General features: G+C 45.4%; 15 protein-coding genes. 8 read left to right on the top strand and 7 right to left on the bottom strand.

The genetic code is table 11. The features are described 5' to 3' along the window. Positions 1–5 precede the first annotated feature (5 nt). Positions 6–614, bottom strand: coding sequence for a histidine phosphatase family protein (locus tag QMG91_RS24275; protein ID WP_281830611.1), 609 nt, complete (start codon positions 612–614; stop codon positions 6–8). A gap of 246 nt (positions 615–860) precedes the next feature. On the opposite strand from QMG91_RS24275, the gene QMG91_RS24280 reads away from it, so the two are divergent. After that, positions 861–2,651 (top strand): PAS domain S-box protein, encoded by a 1,791-nt coding sequence (locus QMG91_RS24280; RefSeq protein WP_004408224.1) that lies wholly within the window; start codon positions 861–863, stop codon positions 2,649–2,651. 197 nt (positions 2,652–2,848) lie between these two features. Beyond that, positions 2,849–4,108, top strand: coding sequence for a hydroxymethylglutaryl-CoA reductase (locus tag QMG91_RS24285; protein ID WP_004408225.1), 1,260 nt, complete (start codon positions 2,849–2,851; stop codon positions 4,106–4,108). Between the two features lie 74 nt (positions 4,109–4,182). On the opposite strand, the gene QMG91_RS24290 is transcribed toward QMG91_RS24285, so the two are convergent. From QMG91_RS24290 to narQ, 5 genes are all read right to left on the bottom strand, one after another. Then, positions 4,183–4,830 carry a hypothetical protein gene (locus QMG91_RS24290; protein WP_281830612.1) on the bottom strand — a complete coding sequence of 216 codons (648 nt, stop codon included), beginning with the start codon at positions 4,828–4,830 and terminating at the stop codon, positions 4,183–4,185. Between the two features lie 303 nt (positions 4,831–5,133). Then, positions 5,134–7,743, bottom strand: coding sequence for a LuxQ periplasmic sensor domain-containing protein (locus QMG91_RS24295; protein WP_004408228.1), 2,610 nt, complete (start codon positions 7,741–7,743; stop codon positions 5,134–5,136). 18 nt (positions 7,744–7,761) lie between these two features. After that, positions 7,762–8,859, bottom strand: coding sequence for an autoinducer 2-binding periplasmic protein LuxP (locus QMG91_RS24300; RefSeq protein ID WP_281830613.1), 1,098 nt, complete (start codon positions 8,857–8,859; stop codon positions 7,762–7,764). A gap of 149 nt (positions 8,860–9,008) precedes the next feature. Continuing rightward, positions 9,009–9,641, bottom strand: a complete 633-nt coding sequence (locus QMG91_RS24305; RefSeq protein ID WP_004408230.1) for a response regulator — start codon at positions 9,639–9,641, stop codon at positions 9,009–9,011. Further along, complete coding sequence (narQ, locus tag QMG91_RS24310) at positions 9,628–11,346, bottom strand: nitrate/nitrite two-component system sensor histidine kinase NarQ (protein ID WP_022611641.1); 1,719 nt, start codon at positions 11,344–11,346, stop codon at positions 9,628–9,630. The genes QMG91_RS24305 and narQ overlap by 14 nt, the downstream gene beginning before the upstream one ends. A 200-nt stretch (positions 11,347–11,546) precedes the next feature. Between narQ and napF the strand changes: the two genes are divergently transcribed. From napF to QMG91_RS24340, 6 genes are all read left to right on the top strand, one after another. Continuing rightward, on the top strand, positions 11,547–12,038 hold the full coding sequence (gene napF, locus QMG91_RS24315; RefSeq protein WP_079655594.1) for a ferredoxin-type protein NapF: 492 nt from the start codon (positions 11,547–11,549) through the stop codon (positions 12,036–12,038). A gap of 2 nt (positions 12,039–12,040) precedes the next feature. Continuing rightward, positions 12,041–12,343, top strand: a complete 303-nt coding sequence (locus tag QMG91_RS24320) for a chaperone NapD (RefSeq protein WP_004408234.1) — start codon at positions 12,041–12,043, stop codon at positions 12,341–12,343. After that, complete coding sequence (gene napA, locus QMG91_RS24325; protein WP_022561559.1) at positions 12,340–14,829, top strand: periplasmic nitrate reductase subunit alpha; 2,490 nt, start codon at positions 12,340–12,342, stop codon at positions 14,827–14,829. Before QMG91_RS24320 ends, napA begins: the two co-directional genes overlap by 4 nt. A 69-nt stretch (positions 14,830–14,898) precedes the next feature. Continuing rightward, positions 14,899–15,357: a nitrate reductase cytochrome c-type subunit gene (locus QMG91_RS24330; protein WP_004408236.1), complete on the top strand. Its 459-nt coding sequence runs from the start codon at positions 14,899–14,901 to the stop codon at positions 15,355–15,357. 25 nt (positions 15,358–15,382) lie between these two features. Further along, positions 15,383–15,958 carry a NapC/NirT family cytochrome c gene (locus tag QMG91_RS24335; protein WP_022561560.1) on the top strand — a complete coding sequence of 192 codons (576 nt, stop codon included), beginning with the start codon at positions 15,383–15,385 and terminating at the stop codon, positions 15,956–15,958. Positions 15,959–15,969: 11 nt separating this feature from the next. Continuing rightward, the gene (locus tag QMG91_RS24340) at positions 15,970–16,107 is read left to right on the top strand and encodes a TIGR02808 family protein (RefSeq protein ID WP_004398247.1); all 138 of its coding nucleotides are present in this window, start codon (positions 15,970–15,972) and stop codon (positions 16,105–16,107) included. Positions 16,108–16,225: 118 nt separating this feature from the next. Here the strand turns inward: QMG91_RS24340 and phaC are convergent, their stop codons facing one another. Then, on the bottom strand, positions 16,226–18,037 hold the full coding sequence (gene phaC / locus QMG91_RS24345) for a class I poly(R)-hydroxyalkanoic acid synthase (RefSeq protein WP_022599805.1): 1,812 nt from the start codon (positions 18,035–18,037) through the stop codon (positions 16,226–16,228). Positions 18,038–18,094: the final 57 nt, after the last annotated feature.

Genomic DNA, 18,094 nt, shown 5'->3' on the forward strand with positions numbered 1-18,094 from the left:
TTTGCTTATTTGCTCCATGTGATATCGCAGAATTTTTCGACCCGCCATTTGCCATTTTCAAAGCACAAAATGGATTCACTTAGGTTGTCGGCATAAGGTTCCTGCCATATCAGTGAGCGCTCAATGCCAGCCAGTTCACTGACCACGGTTTTGATCCACCCAGCATGAGAAACAACAACGACGGTTTGACCTCCGTATTCTAAAGCAATGTCCTCAAGTGCATTCAGCCCCCTTTCGCGCAAGTCTTGGAAAGATTCACCAGTATCAGGTTTGTAGTTCTGAGGTGCATTCCAGAAAGCGGTGTATCTCTCGTTATCACGAAGAGCTACTTCCTCTGTAGATAAGCCTTCCCAGCTTCCTAAATGAATCTCTCTCAACCCTTCCATTGTTTTGATTTGTTCTTTTGGTAAGCCCGTTAGGATGTTGGCGGTATGAACCGTTCTTCCACTTGGTGAAGACAAAACAGCATCGAATGAAACCTGCGACAATCTTTCTTTCGCCAGTTCAGCTTGCTCAATACCTAGCTGAGTTAATGGTGAATCATCATGTCCCTGAAGACGCTTTTCTAAGTTCCATTGAGTCTGACCATGTCTAAATATATGAATGCGCGCCATTTGAAACAACCTTGTCTGTCCGTCCATTGTCGTGCCAATATACCGACAACCTAGAACAATTGACAAATTTGGTTATTAGCTATTTAAGGTTCTATCAGTGCAAAGCTTTTACCACAACATCACTAAAATGACCTAAATAATGAAATAATTGCTCAAAATTGGAACAACACAAAATCGGTGTCTAGACTCAAAGAAAATAACTATTACTGGCAGCACAACGTCGATAGAACAAATTAGGATCGAGCAATGGGATTATTTTCTTTAATGGGCGGGAAAAGCCAAAGCAATGGAAACGTGAGTAATCAGATTATCGACAATGCGCTGGATGCCGTTGTTTCCATTGATAAAAACAACAAGGTGTTTTACTTCAATAATGCCGCTGAAAAGCTCTGGGGTTATTCAGCCAAAGAAGTCATTGGCAAGAACGTTAAGATGCTGGTGCCGGAAGAATTTCAGGCTAACCATGACAACTACGTCAACCGAAACCGTACGACGAATCAAAATGTTATCGTCGGTACCTCTCGTAAACTAGAGCTCATCAGAAAAGATGGAAGTAAAGTTTGGGTCAGTTTGGCATTAACCAGAACTAAGCTTTCAGATGGCATCGGCTATTCGGCATTCGTTAAAGATATTTCCGAAGAAATGAATGCTCAGCAACGGATTGAGCAAGTGCTGGCTCAGTCGGTCAATGCCGTGATTTCTATTGACGGCGATAACTGCATTACCTACATGAACTCGGCAGCGGAAAAACTGTGGGAATACAGTGCTGAAGAAGTCATGGGCAAAAACGTAAAAATTCTGGTTCCGAGGGAAATTCGAGACAAACACGATTCCCTCGTCAACGCAAACCGCGAAACCCGAGTCGATAAGATTGTCGGAACCAGCCGTGATATTGAGCTTGAAACCAAGTCTGGAAAACGGATTTGGGCGAACCTTTCACTCTCAAGAATTGAGCTTGACGGTGAGATAGGATACACCGCATTTGCTCGTGATATCACCGCGGAGCGAGCAGCCAAAGAGCAAATGGAACAGGTTCTGCATCAGGCCATTGACGCAGTTGTGACAATTGACAAAGACAACATCGTTACTTTTTATAACCCTTCAGCCGAAGAATTATGGGGTTATAGCGCCTCAGAAGTTATCGGTCGGAACGTAAAAATGCTGGTTCCTAAAATTCACCAGCCTCGGCACGATGAATACGTAAACGCTAACCGTCGAACAGGCAATGACAAAATTGTAGGATCCAGCCGAGAACTCCAACTAGAGAAAAAAGACGGCACCGAAATTTGGGTTGCATTTTCTCTTTCCAAGATCGAAATCGGCGGCGAAATTGCCTATACCGCATTTGTGCGAGATATCACCGAAGAGCGCATGGCGCAGGAAACGATCAACCAAACGCTCTCACAAGCCCTTGATGCCGTAATTACCATTGACGAAAAAGGCATAGTTAGCTTCTTCAACGCTTCTGCAGAAAAGCTTTGGGGTTATAAGGCTGAAGACGTTATCGGGAAAAACGTGAAAATGCTGGTTCCAGTAGAGTTGCAACCGAATCACGACGGATTTATTCAGCGTAATCTTAATACTGGTGAAAACAAAATCGTTGGAACCAGCCGCGAAGTTCCCATTAATCGCCCAGATGGTAAAGAAGCATGGGGATTGCTGTCTTTATCGAAAGTAACTCTAGACGGCAGAACTATTTACACCGCATTCATTAAGGACATTTCAGCCGAAGTGAAGCAGCGTAACGGTATGACTGAAATCATGGATCGCGTGGCCAATTCAAGTAATGAAATTTCCGAAATCGCGAAAGTCATTGATGGTATCTCAGACCAGACCAATTTGCTGGCATTGAACGCAGCCATCGAGGCTGCACGAGCCGGTGAACATGGACGCGGGTTTGCGGTCGTAGCAGATGAAGTTCGCCAATTGGCATCTCGATCCTCAGAATCGACAAATGAGATTAATCGCCTCAGCGATGGAACTCAGAAGCTACTCACAGAGCTCGCGGATGTCCTTAAACTCAAAACTGGCGGATAAACATCCCGAAATCCAAAGGAGGCGCAGCGTGCGCCTCTTTTTTATTGGTATAGTTAAATTACATAGTGAATTGTCAGTTACATGACCATCCTGGCTCTGAATAGCAGGAGCGGATATTGTAACTTTCGGTGAGTCTTCCTTGTTTTATCTGCCCCCGCGGGTAGAATCCTTTAAAAATATTATTACACGCTTCACTCATGCCAAAATTGAATGCACTTGAAAACACTGGGCATTACTCGATTCAAGAACAATGTTCGCTGGGTCAGATTGAAAATAAGCTTGCCCCAGACAACAAGCCTCCGGTAGTCACTCTGCCTCGCTCCCCTTTTCTGACGGATAAAGCCATTCAGAACCGCTGGGCAATAATCGATGATGACGCCCTGCAAGAAGTCTTACTCGATCCCGCGACTTACAAACAACGAAAAGCGTACAGCAAAAATATCGAGAACTTCATCGGCTCTGTGAAAATGCCACTCGGAGTTGCAGGTCCTTTACGAGTAAACGGTCTGTTTGCCAAAGATGACTATCTTGTCCCTCTGGCAACAACAGAAGCTGCATTAGTCGCGTCTTATCATCGCGGATGTCAGTTGGTTACGGCATCGGGTGGTGCATCAGCAATGCTGATCAATGAGGGAGTAACCCGTACTCCTGCATTCATGTTTGACAATTTGGCAATGGCCGGACAATTCGTCGGCTGGGCTACCAGTCAGTACGATACCTTCAAATCACTGGCAGAATCGACCACTCGCCATGGAAAACTTAAAGACATCAGCATCACCATTGAAAGCAATCAGGTCTTTTTAGTATTTGAATTCCTTACCGGGGACGCGTCGGGGCAAAACATGGTAACCATTGCTACCAACGCGGTTTTTGAGTACATCCTCAAGCATTCTCCCATGACACCAAACCATGCCATCCTGGACGGCAACCTCTCTGGTGATAAAAAAGCCAACGCCCACACCATGAGAAGTGTCCGGGGTAAAAAAGTGTCGGCAGAAGTACACATTTCACGTGAGATGGTAAAGAAGTACCTTCACACTAACCCAGAAGATATGGTGAAATTCGGGCAAATTACGACTTCTGGCGCTCTGCTCAGTGGTTCTATTGGCGTGAATGCGCATTTTGCCAACGCTCTGGCCGCTCTCTACATTGCCTGTGGGCAAGACGCAGCCTGTGTTGCTGAGTCTGCAGTGGGTATGTCCCGTATGTCAGTGAAAGAAGATGGTAGCCTCTACGCGAGTGTGACCTTACCTAATTTAATGCTTGGCACAGTAGGCGGCGGAACTGGCTTACCTTCTCAAAAAGCGTGTCTGGATATTATGGGGCTAAGCGGCACAGGAAAAGCCAAAGCTCTGGCAGAAGTCTGCGCATCACTTTGTCTGGCTGGGGAACTGTCTATCGTCGGCGCTTTTTGCGCGGGGCACTTTACTAAAGCGCACAGTAAACTGTCGCGCTAAATTTCTCCAAATCAATGAAAACGGCTAGCTCTTAAAGGGCTAGCCGTTTTTCTACAATTCGGTTTTTCACTCAGTTAGAAAAAGTGACCATTTGCGTGAGAACGGTTGTTTTCTGACGTCAAAGATTCACGGTAAAAACTCAGCACTTTCACATTCAGTGCGATGATAGATACCAGAATCAGCATGCAGTACAAAGGCCAGCCAAGCAGAATTGACATCAGTTGTATTTGTTCGTGAGACGCGTGAAGAGACAAATAGAATACCAATGCTTTTCCCAAAAAACACAATATCCACATCGCGCTTATTTTCTGCCACATTCTTATGTATTCGTCTGGAAACTGTCGGTGCAACGCTTTCAAATGCTCGTAGCTTGCTTCAGCGAGCAACATGGGGAGTGGAAAGCGAAGGAATGAAAATACCAACATGATGACCGCTATTTGCAGCGCACCTGTCATGTAGGAAAATTGTGGGAATGCATCGAGCAGGGACTGAGGTAAATGTAAGGATACCATCCACTCGATAAGCCCAAACAGTGCAAAGAAAAAAGCAACGATGCTTTTTCGGGTTGAGTAAATGGAAACGAAGCACCCGTAAGCGGACAAAAACAGAATGCACCAGAACATCCCAAAAAGATGTACCAGTGAGAAATAGAGTATTGCGGGCACCAGCAGGACTAGAATGTTCTCCTGCGTCAAGATGCTCGGCTTAGATAGCCTGTTCATATTGCCTTCCCTGACCAACGTTTTTAAATAGCACCCCGAATTTCTTTCCGTCTATGCGCGGTATTTATAATTCAGTAAATTCAGGCTGAGTACTCTTAACAGAGTATCTTCAGGTGGGTAAATATAATCCAGCCATTTATTTATTAATTTGATCCATGTATCAGATACAAGGCCAATTACGCTAATTTAAAAAATAACATTTTTGTTACTTACACTTATGTGCGAGATTAATTTATAAATAAAGGGCTTATTCATCAAAATAAACCCTTTATTCAAGATTTCGCAAAAAGAAAATTAAGCTGGCTAAGTGCCGGTGGCAGCATTATCACCATTGACCACTTTCAAATCCTTCACTTTAAAGTGGTGAAAAGCGTTATAAAGCGGTTTTTCTTTAAGAGGTTTTACAATTACGAAGTTTGCGCCTGCTTCAAGAAACGCGTTTTTCGTTGATTCAAACGCATCCGCTGTGCAGGCATAGATTGGTGTTTCAATACCCATTTCGTGTCGCATTCGCCGTGTGGCTTCAACACCGTCAAGGTTAGGCATCTGGTTATCCATCAAGATAAGATCGTATTCCTGAGTCTGCACTTTTTCTAGCGCAATCAAGCCGTCTTCCGCCCAGTCTACTTCCATCCCATATTTCTGGCAGAAGGCTTTAGCAATAAAGGCGTTACTCTTATTGTCTTCCACCAGCAACACTCGAATACTGGTATCAAACAGAGTGGCTGGATCTTCGTGATTCGAAGCTTCCACTTCTTCGCGCTGGATCTGGCTGACCACAGTCACAGGTAACTGTATGTAGAATGACGCCCCTTCTCCCTGCATACTGGTAACTTTGATGGAGCCGCCCATCAGGTCCAGAAGGTTTTTCACAATGGCTAAGCCCAGCCCGCTTCCACCATATTCCCGGGTGGTGGTGGATTCTGCCTGTATGAATGGTTCAAACATGGTTTCCAGGCTGCTTTCTGAAATCCCGATCCCTGAATCACGAACTTCAAGCTTTAGAATTTCTTTACCGGGTTCATGGCTTTCCATCATAAAGCGGACAATCACGCCACCTTCCGATGTAAACTTCACTGCATTACTAAGCAGATTAAACAGAATTTGGTTCAGACGAACCTGATCGGTTCTAATGATCTGCTTTTCTGGGATTTCATTTTGAATTTCGAGGGACAGACCCTTATTTACACACAACGGCATGTAAATGGTCTCAAGCGATTTCACCAAATCACGGAAAACAAACTCATTAAACTCGATATTAAGTTTGCCCTGTTCAATTTTCGAAAAGTCTAAAATGTCATTCAGTACAGTTAGAAGGTGCTCACCACTCTGGTAAAGAATATCGACTTTTTCTTTGTTTTCCGGTTTGTCTAACGTGCTCTGAAGGATTTGAGTAATACCGAGAATTCCGTTTAACGGAGTACGAATCTCGTGGCTCATTTTTGCCAGGAAGTCCGCTCGGGCGACTGCACTTCGCTCGGCCTCGATTCGAGCCAGGTTACTTTGCTTCTCTGCTTCAATAAGCGTGGTAATGTCTTGCCCCTGCCCGATGATAGCGTGGATCTCGTTATCAAACTCTAGTGGTGATAAGTTCCAGCGATAGATCTTGTTCTCAATTGGAACGTTAACCCCCATCAGGGTTTCACCCGTCATTACCATACGCAGGTAAAACGCGACTTTGCTCTGAAAGCTTTTAAAGCGGTCATCTATCTCGCTGTCACTCATATCCAGCTTTGAATTCAGAGCGCGCTCTGCGGCTGGGTTCATCCTTAGAACACCACCCTCGGTGTCCCAAACAATGATCGGAGAGAGTGAAAAATTAAACAGATCCTGAAACGACTTGTCTTTTTCTCTCAGTTCTTCAAACGTCTTTTCTAGCGTGTGACCCACATGGTCAAACTCATAAATGCTCGACCCTTGAAACTCCGAGGATTCTATACGGTCACCCGCCGAGCGTGTGTATTCCATTAAGCTTTTCAGCTCGTTCGAAACCAGCCGTTGAATGATCTGTCTGGTTAGCAGTGCCAGCGCAAACATGGTGAACATACTGATCGCCAGACCAACTTTGTAGTTCTCTTCTAGAGTCAGAATATTGGAATTGGTCTGAATGGTGTAAACATAGATCGGCGTGTCTTCACCGTTTACCAGCAGATTCGTTGCATTGAATAAATGCCCACCCGAAGAACCCGTATTATCCTGATTCAGGTCTTCAAGCACTTCATTATAAAGCGGGTCTTCAGAGTTGATGGTACTGGCAATAGGTGTGTAGTCGATCATCATGATCACCGCATCACTGTTGGATGCGACTTGCAGCTGATCAATTAGGGATAGATTGCGGTTCAGAACAATGGCGATGTACAAATGCCCCAGCACCTGCCCATTTTCCAAACTAATGATTGGTGTTCTGCGAATGAGCAAATTCCGTTCACCCAACACCGTATCCTGACTTATGTAATGCCAGTCTCGACCCAAACTGATGGACGTAGAAATTCGTTCGAGATGTACTTCTGTTAACCCGTAAAACAGACCATTTCCATCATTCCAATTCACGTCACCATTATCAGAGGTGATAAACCGAAAATCAGGAGAGTTAAGCGGGTCGTTTTGTTCTAAATCCAAAAAGAAAAAATCAACCTGATCGGGGCTGTTGCTAATGAGGTTGTTTTGCAGAGTTATATTGAGAGCATTGCTGTCTTGGTGACTTTGTAATGTGGCTAACTTATAGTCGAGAAGGTTTTGTAACAAAGAAGACGTTTGAGTAGAACTACGAGCGACTTCCTGCTTAATAATGCTGGATGAGAAATGGTAGCTTTGTACCATTACGCCAACGGTCAAAACACCAAAAATGATGACAATCAGGCGAACTATTAAGTTCGCCAGTGAGCGTCTTTTGGTCGTAAGTTTTTTAATCATCCTAGCTTGATACTTCCATTAATCAGAATATCTGAAAGCACGTAATTTTAGCTCTTGTATTCTTTCTTCACTGTCCTGACTGGTGACAATTTCAAAATCACCGGAATAAACGGTAGGTACGGTCTTGTCTTCAAGATCCATTTTGATGGCCTCTGCCATCGCAACGCCTGTATCATCGTTCATTCTCATAATGGTAACATCCAATTCACCTTTTTGTATCGCTTCTAATTCAGCGCTTCCACCACCCCAGCCGTTGATAATTATGTCATTTCTACCAAGTTCTTTAATCGCATCAGTCGCACCCAATGCCACGTCAGTCGAACACGCGTACATGAAGGCTAAATTGTCGCCTTTTTGAATCGCATTTTTTGCGGCCTGATAGCCACTTTCTCGGCTCGCCTTGGTGTAGAAAGATGAACGAAGTTGGTAGTTTTCCCCTTCGCTACTCATGGCATCGATGAAAGTATCGCCACGTGCAGCACTGATGTAGCCCTGAGAAAAGAAGAGTACTGAGTAGTTTGCGCCTCGCGGAAAACGAGATTTAAAATGGCTGGCAAGAGCGCGACTTCCTGTGGCATGGTCAAAGCCAACATACATAAAGGGTTGGTTCTGTTCCCACGCTTTAAGCGGTGTGGTGATGTTTTGCAGTATGAGTTTGGTATCTGGGCTATTGAGAACGTGTTCGATGAATTTTCTGTGTCGACCTGTATCTAACGTGAAGATCAGATAGCCTGACTTGTTACGGATGGCTTCCATCAAAGAAGCACTTTGCTGACGAATGTCTACATTCGGGCGAGTAAAAACTTTGTTAATTTTATACTCAATGCCCAGTTCATCCATTCTTTTGCTGAATGCTTTGATGTTTCTGCGCCAGTAATCAGACACCTGCTCACCCGGATAGATAACCGAGATCGTGACAGGTTTTCTCTGTTTTACCTTAAGTGGGACGGGCTCTGAGCGAACAACATCACTAAAGTTTCTGACCAGTGACTGCTGCTCTGGAAAGGTTTTAAGGAAATCACTGTATTCCCAATACCCGTTGAGAACTTGTGCTGCGTTTAAGCTCGACGTTAAAGCCAAACTGATGGTGCCAACCAAAAGATGTCGCAATTTCATATCTTAATCACCAATTTGCGTGAAGCATCACGTTAATATAGTTGATGTAAAAAAGAATTTGTATCGCAAATGCTTAGGATTATTCTGACTGCTTATCCTTAATGCTGGCACGAATCAACAAAAATGCATCATGTTGCAATGATATTTTGCTATCTCGGGTCACCAAAGTGCTCTAAATACAAAATTGTGGCGGCGGTCCGGGATGGTACTTCCAGCTTCTTTAACAAGCTTTTCATGTGAACTTTAACAGTAGACTCGGAAATAAACAGGTTATCGGCGATCTGTTTATTGCGAAACCCCTTCGCCACTTCTTTCAGGATTTGATGCTCGCGATCGGTCAGCAAATCCATAATAGAAGGGTTATTGGTGCGCTCATTCAAGTATTTACGGACTTCGTCGCTGTAAATTTTATTGCCAGAAAGCGAGTCTTTGATTAATTCAATCAGTTCATCGGGCTCAGTGTCTTTTAGAAGATACCCGTCTGCGCCGGCTTTAACCATGGTATCGATATCGCTCGGGCTGTCCGACACAGTCAAAACAACAATACGAGCTTCAATGCCCTCAGCACGGAATGCTTTGAGTGTGTCGAGCCCCGACATGCCCTTCATATTGAGATCGAGAAGAATCAAGTCAGGCTGTTCTTTCAATGCAATGGCAAGTGCATCAGACCCATTACTTGCCTCACCTATTATGTGAAACTCCTCTTCAAAACTGAGTAACTGAGTGATGCCTTTACGCATCAGCGGATGATCATCGACGATCAGCACATTACATGTCGTCATTTATGCTCTCTTCTGCGGTATAATTTAACTGAATATGGCACCCTTCTCCGGGAGTGCTTTTTACAGAAACGTGCCCATTCAATCTCGCTGCACGCTCCTCCATAATACTTAGACCATAATGGTTGATTTTGTGGTGGTTTACATCAAATCCTACGCCATCATCCGTTATCGCGACCGAAATTTCATTGCCTTTTTTACGACAGTGCACAGAAATTTTCGTTGCCTCGGCATGTTTAACCGCATTCAATACAGCTTCACGAATCAACTGAAGAACATGAACCTGCTCATTGGCCTGCACATTCAAAGAGGCAACTTCGTTTTGAATCACGATTTTTGCTTCCGTCTGTTCCTGCAGTGGAATGACCATCTGCTTGAGCGCATCGTCAAAGTCTGCATCTTTAATGTTCAATCGGAAGGTATTGAGGAGTTCTCGCAGTTGGGTATAAGCCGCAGACAAACCAGAATCAATATCAGCAATGACTGATGGGATGGCTTCCTGCTTAGCTGGACTTGAAGAGCCAAGCGCTCTTTTAAGCAGGCTGACCTGAATTCTTAAGTAGGAAAGAGACTGAGCCAGAGAGTCGTGTAGCTCTCGCGCAATGGTTGCCCTCTCTTCCATTAGCAGCAGGTACTCTTCCTGTTTCTGTGTTTGTGAATAGTAAATACCTTGCGTTAATACTTGGCAGATACTGTCGATTAGTTCTTTGTCTGGGCAAGGCAGCATGTACTGTACTTCAAGTGTACCCAGTTCCTGCTCGTCCAGAGTCAGCGGTAACCGATGCCAGTCACTATAGTCTTTAGGCTCACCTTGCCGAATAACTTCACTCTGCTTTCCTATGCCTACAGTGAGCTTAACCGCGGCGATACCCTCTAAGCTGAACAAGTATCCAACTACGGTTTCAATATGAGATTTGGTAATACGTGAAACATTAAGTGCCTGAGAGCAGTTATACAGCACTTGCAAGGAATCATTGGCATGCCTCAGTCGGTGAGTCTTTTCCCCAACCGCTCTTTCCAGACCAAAGTACAGTTCGCCCAATTCCCTCGCCATGGAATTGAAAGTATGCGTGAGGCGTGACAGTTCATTGTCACCAGAAACATGAAGTGAGACATTAAAATTTCTTTTCTGGATCTGCTCACTGGCGTGGCTCAATCGATTGAGTGGATTAACGACTTCTCTTCTTACATATCGAACGACAAAGGTAGAAATGATCAGTATGCCGCCAAGCCCGACTCCACCAATCCAGGAAAGTGCAATAAGCTTTTGCTCAGAATGCTCCTGAAGATCAAACACAAACTCATCTATCTGTTCTACAAAGTCGGCGACCTGAGTGAGGTAAACGTCGTTTTGTTGAGATAAGAGCAACCCATTTAACTGCTCCCACCTTTGAATGATCAACACGTAATCGGTTTGAATGTCTTCGGGCACCGTCCAGTGTTTTAAGGCTGACATAGAGGGAGAAAACAGAGACTGCTCAAACTGCTCTACGTGAAGTTCGAAGTCTAACGAATGGCTCTGAATATCATACGCTAACCGATAACTCTGCATTCGCATGGAGCCAGCCACATTGACTGCTTCGGCATCATTCAGGCTTGATGCCAACGTAAAAATCGCAAAACTGGTGGTTGCTATCGACAAAAGCAATATCCAGAGCAGCGCCTGTGCCACTGTGCTGGTTACTGGCTTTTTCAAAATTTTAAACAAATACAACCCTCTTTGAACGTCTCACGCCATTTTGCATATTCATTAGCGCTTGAATTACTGACAATTTTATTGATCTAAAACAGTTTAGTCTTTGATTACCCCTTTAGGGTTATTTAATCAAATATGTCCAAAACTAAACTGTTTATGTGGAGTAATGAAAGTCTGTTAACAGATTTTAATAACTTAATGCAGAGGTGGTTTTGGTCGACCCAATCCGAAGACGTCTATTCACAAGAAATAACGAAAGCGAAAACCAACCTCGCATGCCGTGGGTTAAAGACGCCCTTGAGTTTACAGAGCAATGCACCCGATGTAACCAATGCGCTTCCGGTTGTGAAACAAAAATCATAAAACTCGGTAGCGGTGGCTTCCCCATTGTCGACTTTGACCTGGGAGAATGCACGTTTTGTTATCAATGCGCAGATGCCTGCCCGGAAAAACTCTTTAACACTCAAGACTCCACTCCTTGGAACGCGAAAGCTGCAATATCAAACACCTGCCTTGCAAGCCAGAATGTTGAATGCAGAAGCTGTGGTGATATGTGCGAAACCATGGCTATCCAGTTCAAGTTATCTATAGGAAAAGTAGCACAGCCAAATTTAAATCTTGATGAGTGCAATGGCTGTGGCGCCTGCGTATCAGTGTGCCCGACTTCATCCATCAATGTGAGCATAAATAACAACGAGAGATAACTATGGCACTAAATGAAGTGCACATTTCCAGCTTGGTGGTTCACGTTTCACCTCAGCATTTGGAGAGTGTGAAAACCCAGATTTCGCAATTAGACAGCGCAGAAATCTACGGAGACAGCCCGGAAGGAAAAATCGTGGTGGTTTTGGAGACCGAAAATCAGGGATTCATTACCGACACCATTGATGCCATTAACCAATTAGCCAACGTTCTGAATACAGTTTTGGTTTATCACCAGATTGAACAGGAACTGGATGGCGAAGATAAAAACACTGGAACTCAACACCAAATTGAGGGTGAAGCATGAAAATGACAAGACGTGCGTTTGTTAAGGCAAACGCAGCTGCATCAGCCGCCGCAGTCGCTGGTATTACCCTACCCGCCTCCGCCACCAACCTGATTGCCAGTTCAGATCAAACCAAAATCACATGGGACAAAGCGCCTTGTCGTTTTTGCGGTACTGGCTGTTCTGTACTGGTAGGTACACAGAACGGAAAAGTGGTTGCCACGCAGGGTGACCCTGAAGCCCCTGTAAACAAAGGACTAAACTGCATCAAAGGCTATTTCCTTTCAAAGATCATGTACGGAAAAGATCGCCTCACTCAACCTTTGTTGCGTATGAAAGATGGCAAATTTCACAAAGATGGTGACTTCCAGCCCGTATCCTGGGACACCGCATTCGATGTGATGGCAGAAAAATGGAAAGATGCGCTTAAAAAGCACGGTCCTTCTGGCGTGGGTATGTTTGGTTCGGGTCAATGGACCGTAATGGAAGGCTATGCCGCTGCCAAAATGATGAAAGCGGGTCTGCGTTCTAACAACATTGACCCTAACGCTCGCCACTGTATGGCTTCTGCTGTAGGTGCTTTCATGCGTTCATTTGGCATCGACGAACCCATGGGATGCTACGATGACTTTGAGCACGCAGACTCCTTTGTACTTTGGGGCTCAAACATGGCAGAAATGCACCCAGTACTCTGGACTCGCATTACCGACCGCCGACTGAGCTTTCCTCATGTAAAAGTCAACGTGTTGTCTACTTACTATCACCGTTCGTTTGAGCTGGCGGATTCCGGCTATATCTTCAAGCCACAAAGTGACCTAGCCATTGCCAACTTTATTGCGCATTACATCATTGAAAATGACGCAGTTAACTGGGATTTCGTTAACAAGCATACCAACTTTAAGCAAACCGCCACTGACATTGGCTACGGCTTGAGAGACGACGACCCGCTGCAGAAACAGGCACAAAATCCGAACTCCGGTAAAATGACGTCTATCTCGTTTGAGGAATACAAGAAGTCTGTTGCGCCTTACACCGTAGAAAAAGCATCGGAAATATCGGGCGTTGCACCAGACAAGCTTATTGCTCTGGCAAAACAATACGCCGATCCAAACACCAAAATCATGTCACTGTGGACCATGGGGATGAACCAGCATACTCGTGGTGTCTGGATGAACAGCCTGATCTACAACATTCACCTTTTGACAGGCAAAATTTCGACCCCGGGTAACAGTCCATTCTCGTTAACGGGTCAGCCTTCTGCGTGTGGTACTGCTCGTGAAGTGGGTACCTTTGCGCACCGTTTGCCAGCAGATATGGTGGTTGCGAACCCAAAACACCGTGCGTATGCCGAAAAAATCTGGGACATTCCATCAGGTGTTATTCCACCTAAACCTGGCTATCACGCCGTATTGCAGGATCGTATGCTTCGCGATGGCAAAATGAATGCGTACTGGGTAATGTGTAACAACAACCTGCAAGCAGGTCCGAACATTAATGGCGAACGCCTGCCGGGCTACCGTAATCCAGAAAACTTCATTGTCTGCTCCGACCCTTACCCAACGGCGACTGCGCAAGCTGCCGACCTTGTATTGCCTACTGCAATGTGGATCGAAAAAGAAGGTGCTTACGGTAACGCTGAGCGACGAACTCAGGCTTGGTACCAACAGATCGACACGGTTGGCGAAGCGAAATCTGACCTATGGCAAATCATGGAGTTTTCAAAACGCTTCAAGATGGAAGAGGTTTGGACCGAAGAAATGCTCGCAAAAGCGCCACAATATCGTGGAAAAACCATGTACGACATGCTGTTCAAGAATGGCGAGGTGGATAAGTTCCCTGTCGAGGAAGCACGTGAGCTTAATGACGACGCCCACCACTTTGGATTTTATGTTCAAAAAGGGTTGTTTGAGGAATACGCCAGATTTGGTCGCGACCATGGACACGATCTCGCGCCATACGACGTATACCACCAGGTTCGTGGACTTCGCTGGCCGGTAGTCGATGGTAAAGAAACCCTATGGCGCTATAAGGAAGGTTCTGATCCCTACGCTAAGAAAGGCTCCGGTTGGGACTTCTATGGCAAGCCAGACGGTAAAGCTCTGATCATCTCAGCGCCATATGAAGCGCCACCTGAATCACCTGATTCTGAGTACGATATGTGGCTATGTACCGGACGTGTCCTTGAACACTGGCACACCGGTACCATGACTCGTCGGGTTCCTGAGCTGTACAAAGCGGTTCCTGATGCGGTGTGCTACATCCACCCTGCGGATGCCAAAGCAAGAAACTTACGCCGAGGTGAAGAAGTACTGATTGCCAATAAACGCGGTGAAGTGAGAGTCCGTGTAGAAACCCGTGGGCGAAACCGCCCGCCACAAGGCTTGGTATTTGTGCCGTTCTTTGATGCACGAATCCTCATCAATAAGCTGATTCTAGATGCGACTGATCCACTTTCGAAGCAGACAGACTTTAAAAAGTGCCCGGTCAAAATCACCAAGATCGCTTAAGAATTTTGCTTCTGACCGCTTTCATAGCGGTCAGACAATCAGAATTAGCCTAATGGCGGAGAACTCATTATGAAAAAAATTCTAGTAACACTGCTGTCGGTCGGTGCACTTCTCAGTGGTGCAGCCATAGCCGAACTCGATAACCCTGGAGGTATTGGCGGGTTAGAATCTCTGCGTGGAGTAAGCGAGCTGGAAGACACTCGCCCAGCGGACGACTTCAAAAAGTACCCTCGTGAACAGGCACTGGAAAGCAGCTACGTTTATCAGCCTCCTTTGATTCCTCATAACATTCGGGGATACGAAGTTTCTCTGAATGCAAACAAATGCCTTGCTTGCCACAGCTGGAAAAATGCCAAGGAAATGGGCGCGACAAAAATCAGTGTCACGCACTACGTAAACCGCGAAGATGCGGTGCTGGCAGACATGTCTCCAAGACGTTACTTCTGTCTTCAATGTCATGTACCTCAGGCAAACGCTAACCCGCTTGTGGAGAATGAATTCCAAAGTGTTGATTCTCTCAGCAAATGATTTTTAGCGAATTAAGAGGCTGATTATGAAGATATTAAAAGCATTTTGGCAACGGTTGAAAACCCCGAGTAAAGCAGCGGCAGGTATTGTACTGTTTATGGGTTTTTCCGGTGGTCTCCTCTTTTGGGGCGCTTTCAACACCGGAATGGAAGCGACCAATACGGAAGAGTTCTGTTCCGCATGCCACGCCCCGATTGTGGCGGAAATACAGGAAACCATTCACTATTCAAACCGCTCTGGGGTTCGGGCTATCTGTTCTGATTGCCATGTTCCTCATGAATGGACAGATAAAATCGTGCGTAAAGTGCAGGCTTCGAAAGAGCTGGTCGCACATTTTATGGGAACGATAGACACGACAGAGAAATTTCAGGCTCGACGTGCCCATCTGGCAGAACGTGAATGGGCGCGATTTAAAAAGAATGACTCGCTCGAATGCCGGAACTGCCATGAGTTCGAATACATGGATTTTTCAGAACAAAGCACTCGCAGCGCAAATCAACATTCAACCGCTCTGGCATCAGGTGAGAAAACATGTGTGGACTGCCATAAAGGCATTGCGCACAAACTACCAGACATGCATGGCGTTGAAGGCTGGCAATAAGGAGAAAATCAATGAGTACACTTGAATCTGTGATTTGGCATGTGCTCGGCTACTCTGCCATGCCAATCATCATTCTGACAGGTTTCGCGGGAGTGGCAGCTGTGTCTTTATGGCTGCTCTCTCTAGGGAAAGATAAAGATCCACAATAGAGCCAAGTTTTAGCACCTTTGCTTGCTATGGGCATTTGCCCAAAAGAAAACTCCCACCTTGCGGTGGGAGTTTCTTTTTCTAGCCAACTGAGTTGTTAGAGTTATTATCTTAGAATGCTTAAGCAGTTTCTGTTTCTGCTTCTTCCTCTTTCACGATATCTTCGATAACAGGAAGCGTTTGTTTCACATAATCGCCGGGAGCGACTCGAAGCACTGGGTAGTCTTCGTTGCCCACGCTGAACGGTTCGCGCTGCTCTTCTGGATTAAAGCCAAGCAGCCACTTATGCCAGTGCAGCCACCAAGAGCCTTCATTGTGTTCAGCGTTAGCCATCCACTCTTCAGCCGTGTCGTCCAGATTATCATTAGTCCAGTAACCGTACTTTTTCTTGTCCGGATGGTTAACAATACCTGCAATGTGCCCTGACTCTCCAAGAACAAACGTCTTGTTACCACCAGTCTTAAGCGCACCACGATACGTTCCCTGCCAAAGCGCAATATGGTCGTCTTTGGTAGAGATGAAGTAGCTTGGGATGCGAATCTTATTCAGATCGATCCAGACACCACCTATCTTGACGCCTTTGTCTTTAACCAGTTTGTTTTCCAGATACAACTCCCTGAGAAGGAAGTTATGTGTATCCGCGGCTACATTGGTACTGTCGCTGTTCCAGTAAAGCAGGTCGAAATCGACTGGGCTGTTACCTTTCAAGTAATTATCAATGTAGTAGTTCCAGTACAGACTGTTCTCTCGCAACAGGCTGAATGTCACGCTCAACGAGCGACCATCCATGTAACCCTGCAGATTATTCTGAGCTTCAATCGCACGTATTACCGTGTCATTGATATAAGCACCAACTTCTCCAGGCTGTGAGAAGTCCAGTAATGTCGTGAAGAATGACGCAGACTTAATGCGTTTTTTCATTCTTTTCGCAGCATAGTATGCAACGGTGGAAGCGAGTACTGTTCCGCCGATGCAGTAGCCCGCGGCGTTAATCTGCTCTTGACCAGTTATGGATTCAATTGCGCTGACCGCTTTAACCACACCATCTGTTACGTAGTCACCAAATTCTACTTTCGCCTGAGAAGGGCCAGGGTTACGCCAGGACATCATAAATACCGCGTGACCCTGCTCTAGCAACCATTTCACCAGAGAGTTTTTCTCACGCAGATCGAGAATGTAGTACTTATTGATAAACGGCGGCACAATCAGCAGTGGCGTTGCGTTTACCTGCTCTGTTACCGGACGATATTGAATCAGCTCAAACAGTTCATTTTGGTAAACAACGTCACCTTGGGTATTTGCGACATGTTCACCAATTTGGAACGCATCCGTATTGGTCATACGGATCTTCAAAATGTCGGCACTGGCCTCTACATCTTCTTTGAAGTGCTGCAAACCTGTCAGTAAGTTTTCACCATTCTGTTCCATTGTCAGCTTAAGCAACTCAGGGTTGGTCGCGATAAAGTTGCTTGGAGATAAAGCGTTAATGGTTTGGCGAGAGAAGAAATTCAGCCTTTCTTTGGTTTTTTCATCCAGACCTTCAACAGCGTTGATGGTGTCTAGATACGTGCGGCTGAACAATAAGTAAGATTGCTTGATAAAGTTATAAAACGCATCATCTTGCCACGCTTTATCTTGAAATCTCTTGTCCCCTTTTTCTGCTTCAACAACAGATTCCTGGTTCGCTTGCAGCGCAACTTTTTGCCAAATCTCTAGTTGCTGTTCCCACCATTTAGTTTGAACTTCAAGAAGAGCGGCTGGCTGCTGAGCGGCTTTTTCGAACAATTCTGTTGTATCTTCCAGGCTGATTTCGTGCATCGCCTTATTAAGAGGGGTATTGACGGCTGCCTTGCCTTGCTCAAGATCTTTCCACCATTGCTGGTTGCTCTCTTGGAGCTTAACAAGGTAGTCCGAAAAGAAGTTTTGAAACATGATAAAACCCTTTCTTCGGATCAAAAAAACGCCACCCGTAAGGGTGACGCCCTCATC

The sequence above is a fragment of the Vibrio nigripulchritudo genome, from assembly GCF_027924785.1.
GTDB classification, from domain to species: domain Bacteria; phylum Pseudomonadota; class Gammaproteobacteria; order Enterobacterales; family Vibrionaceae; genus Vibrio; species Vibrio nigripulchritudo.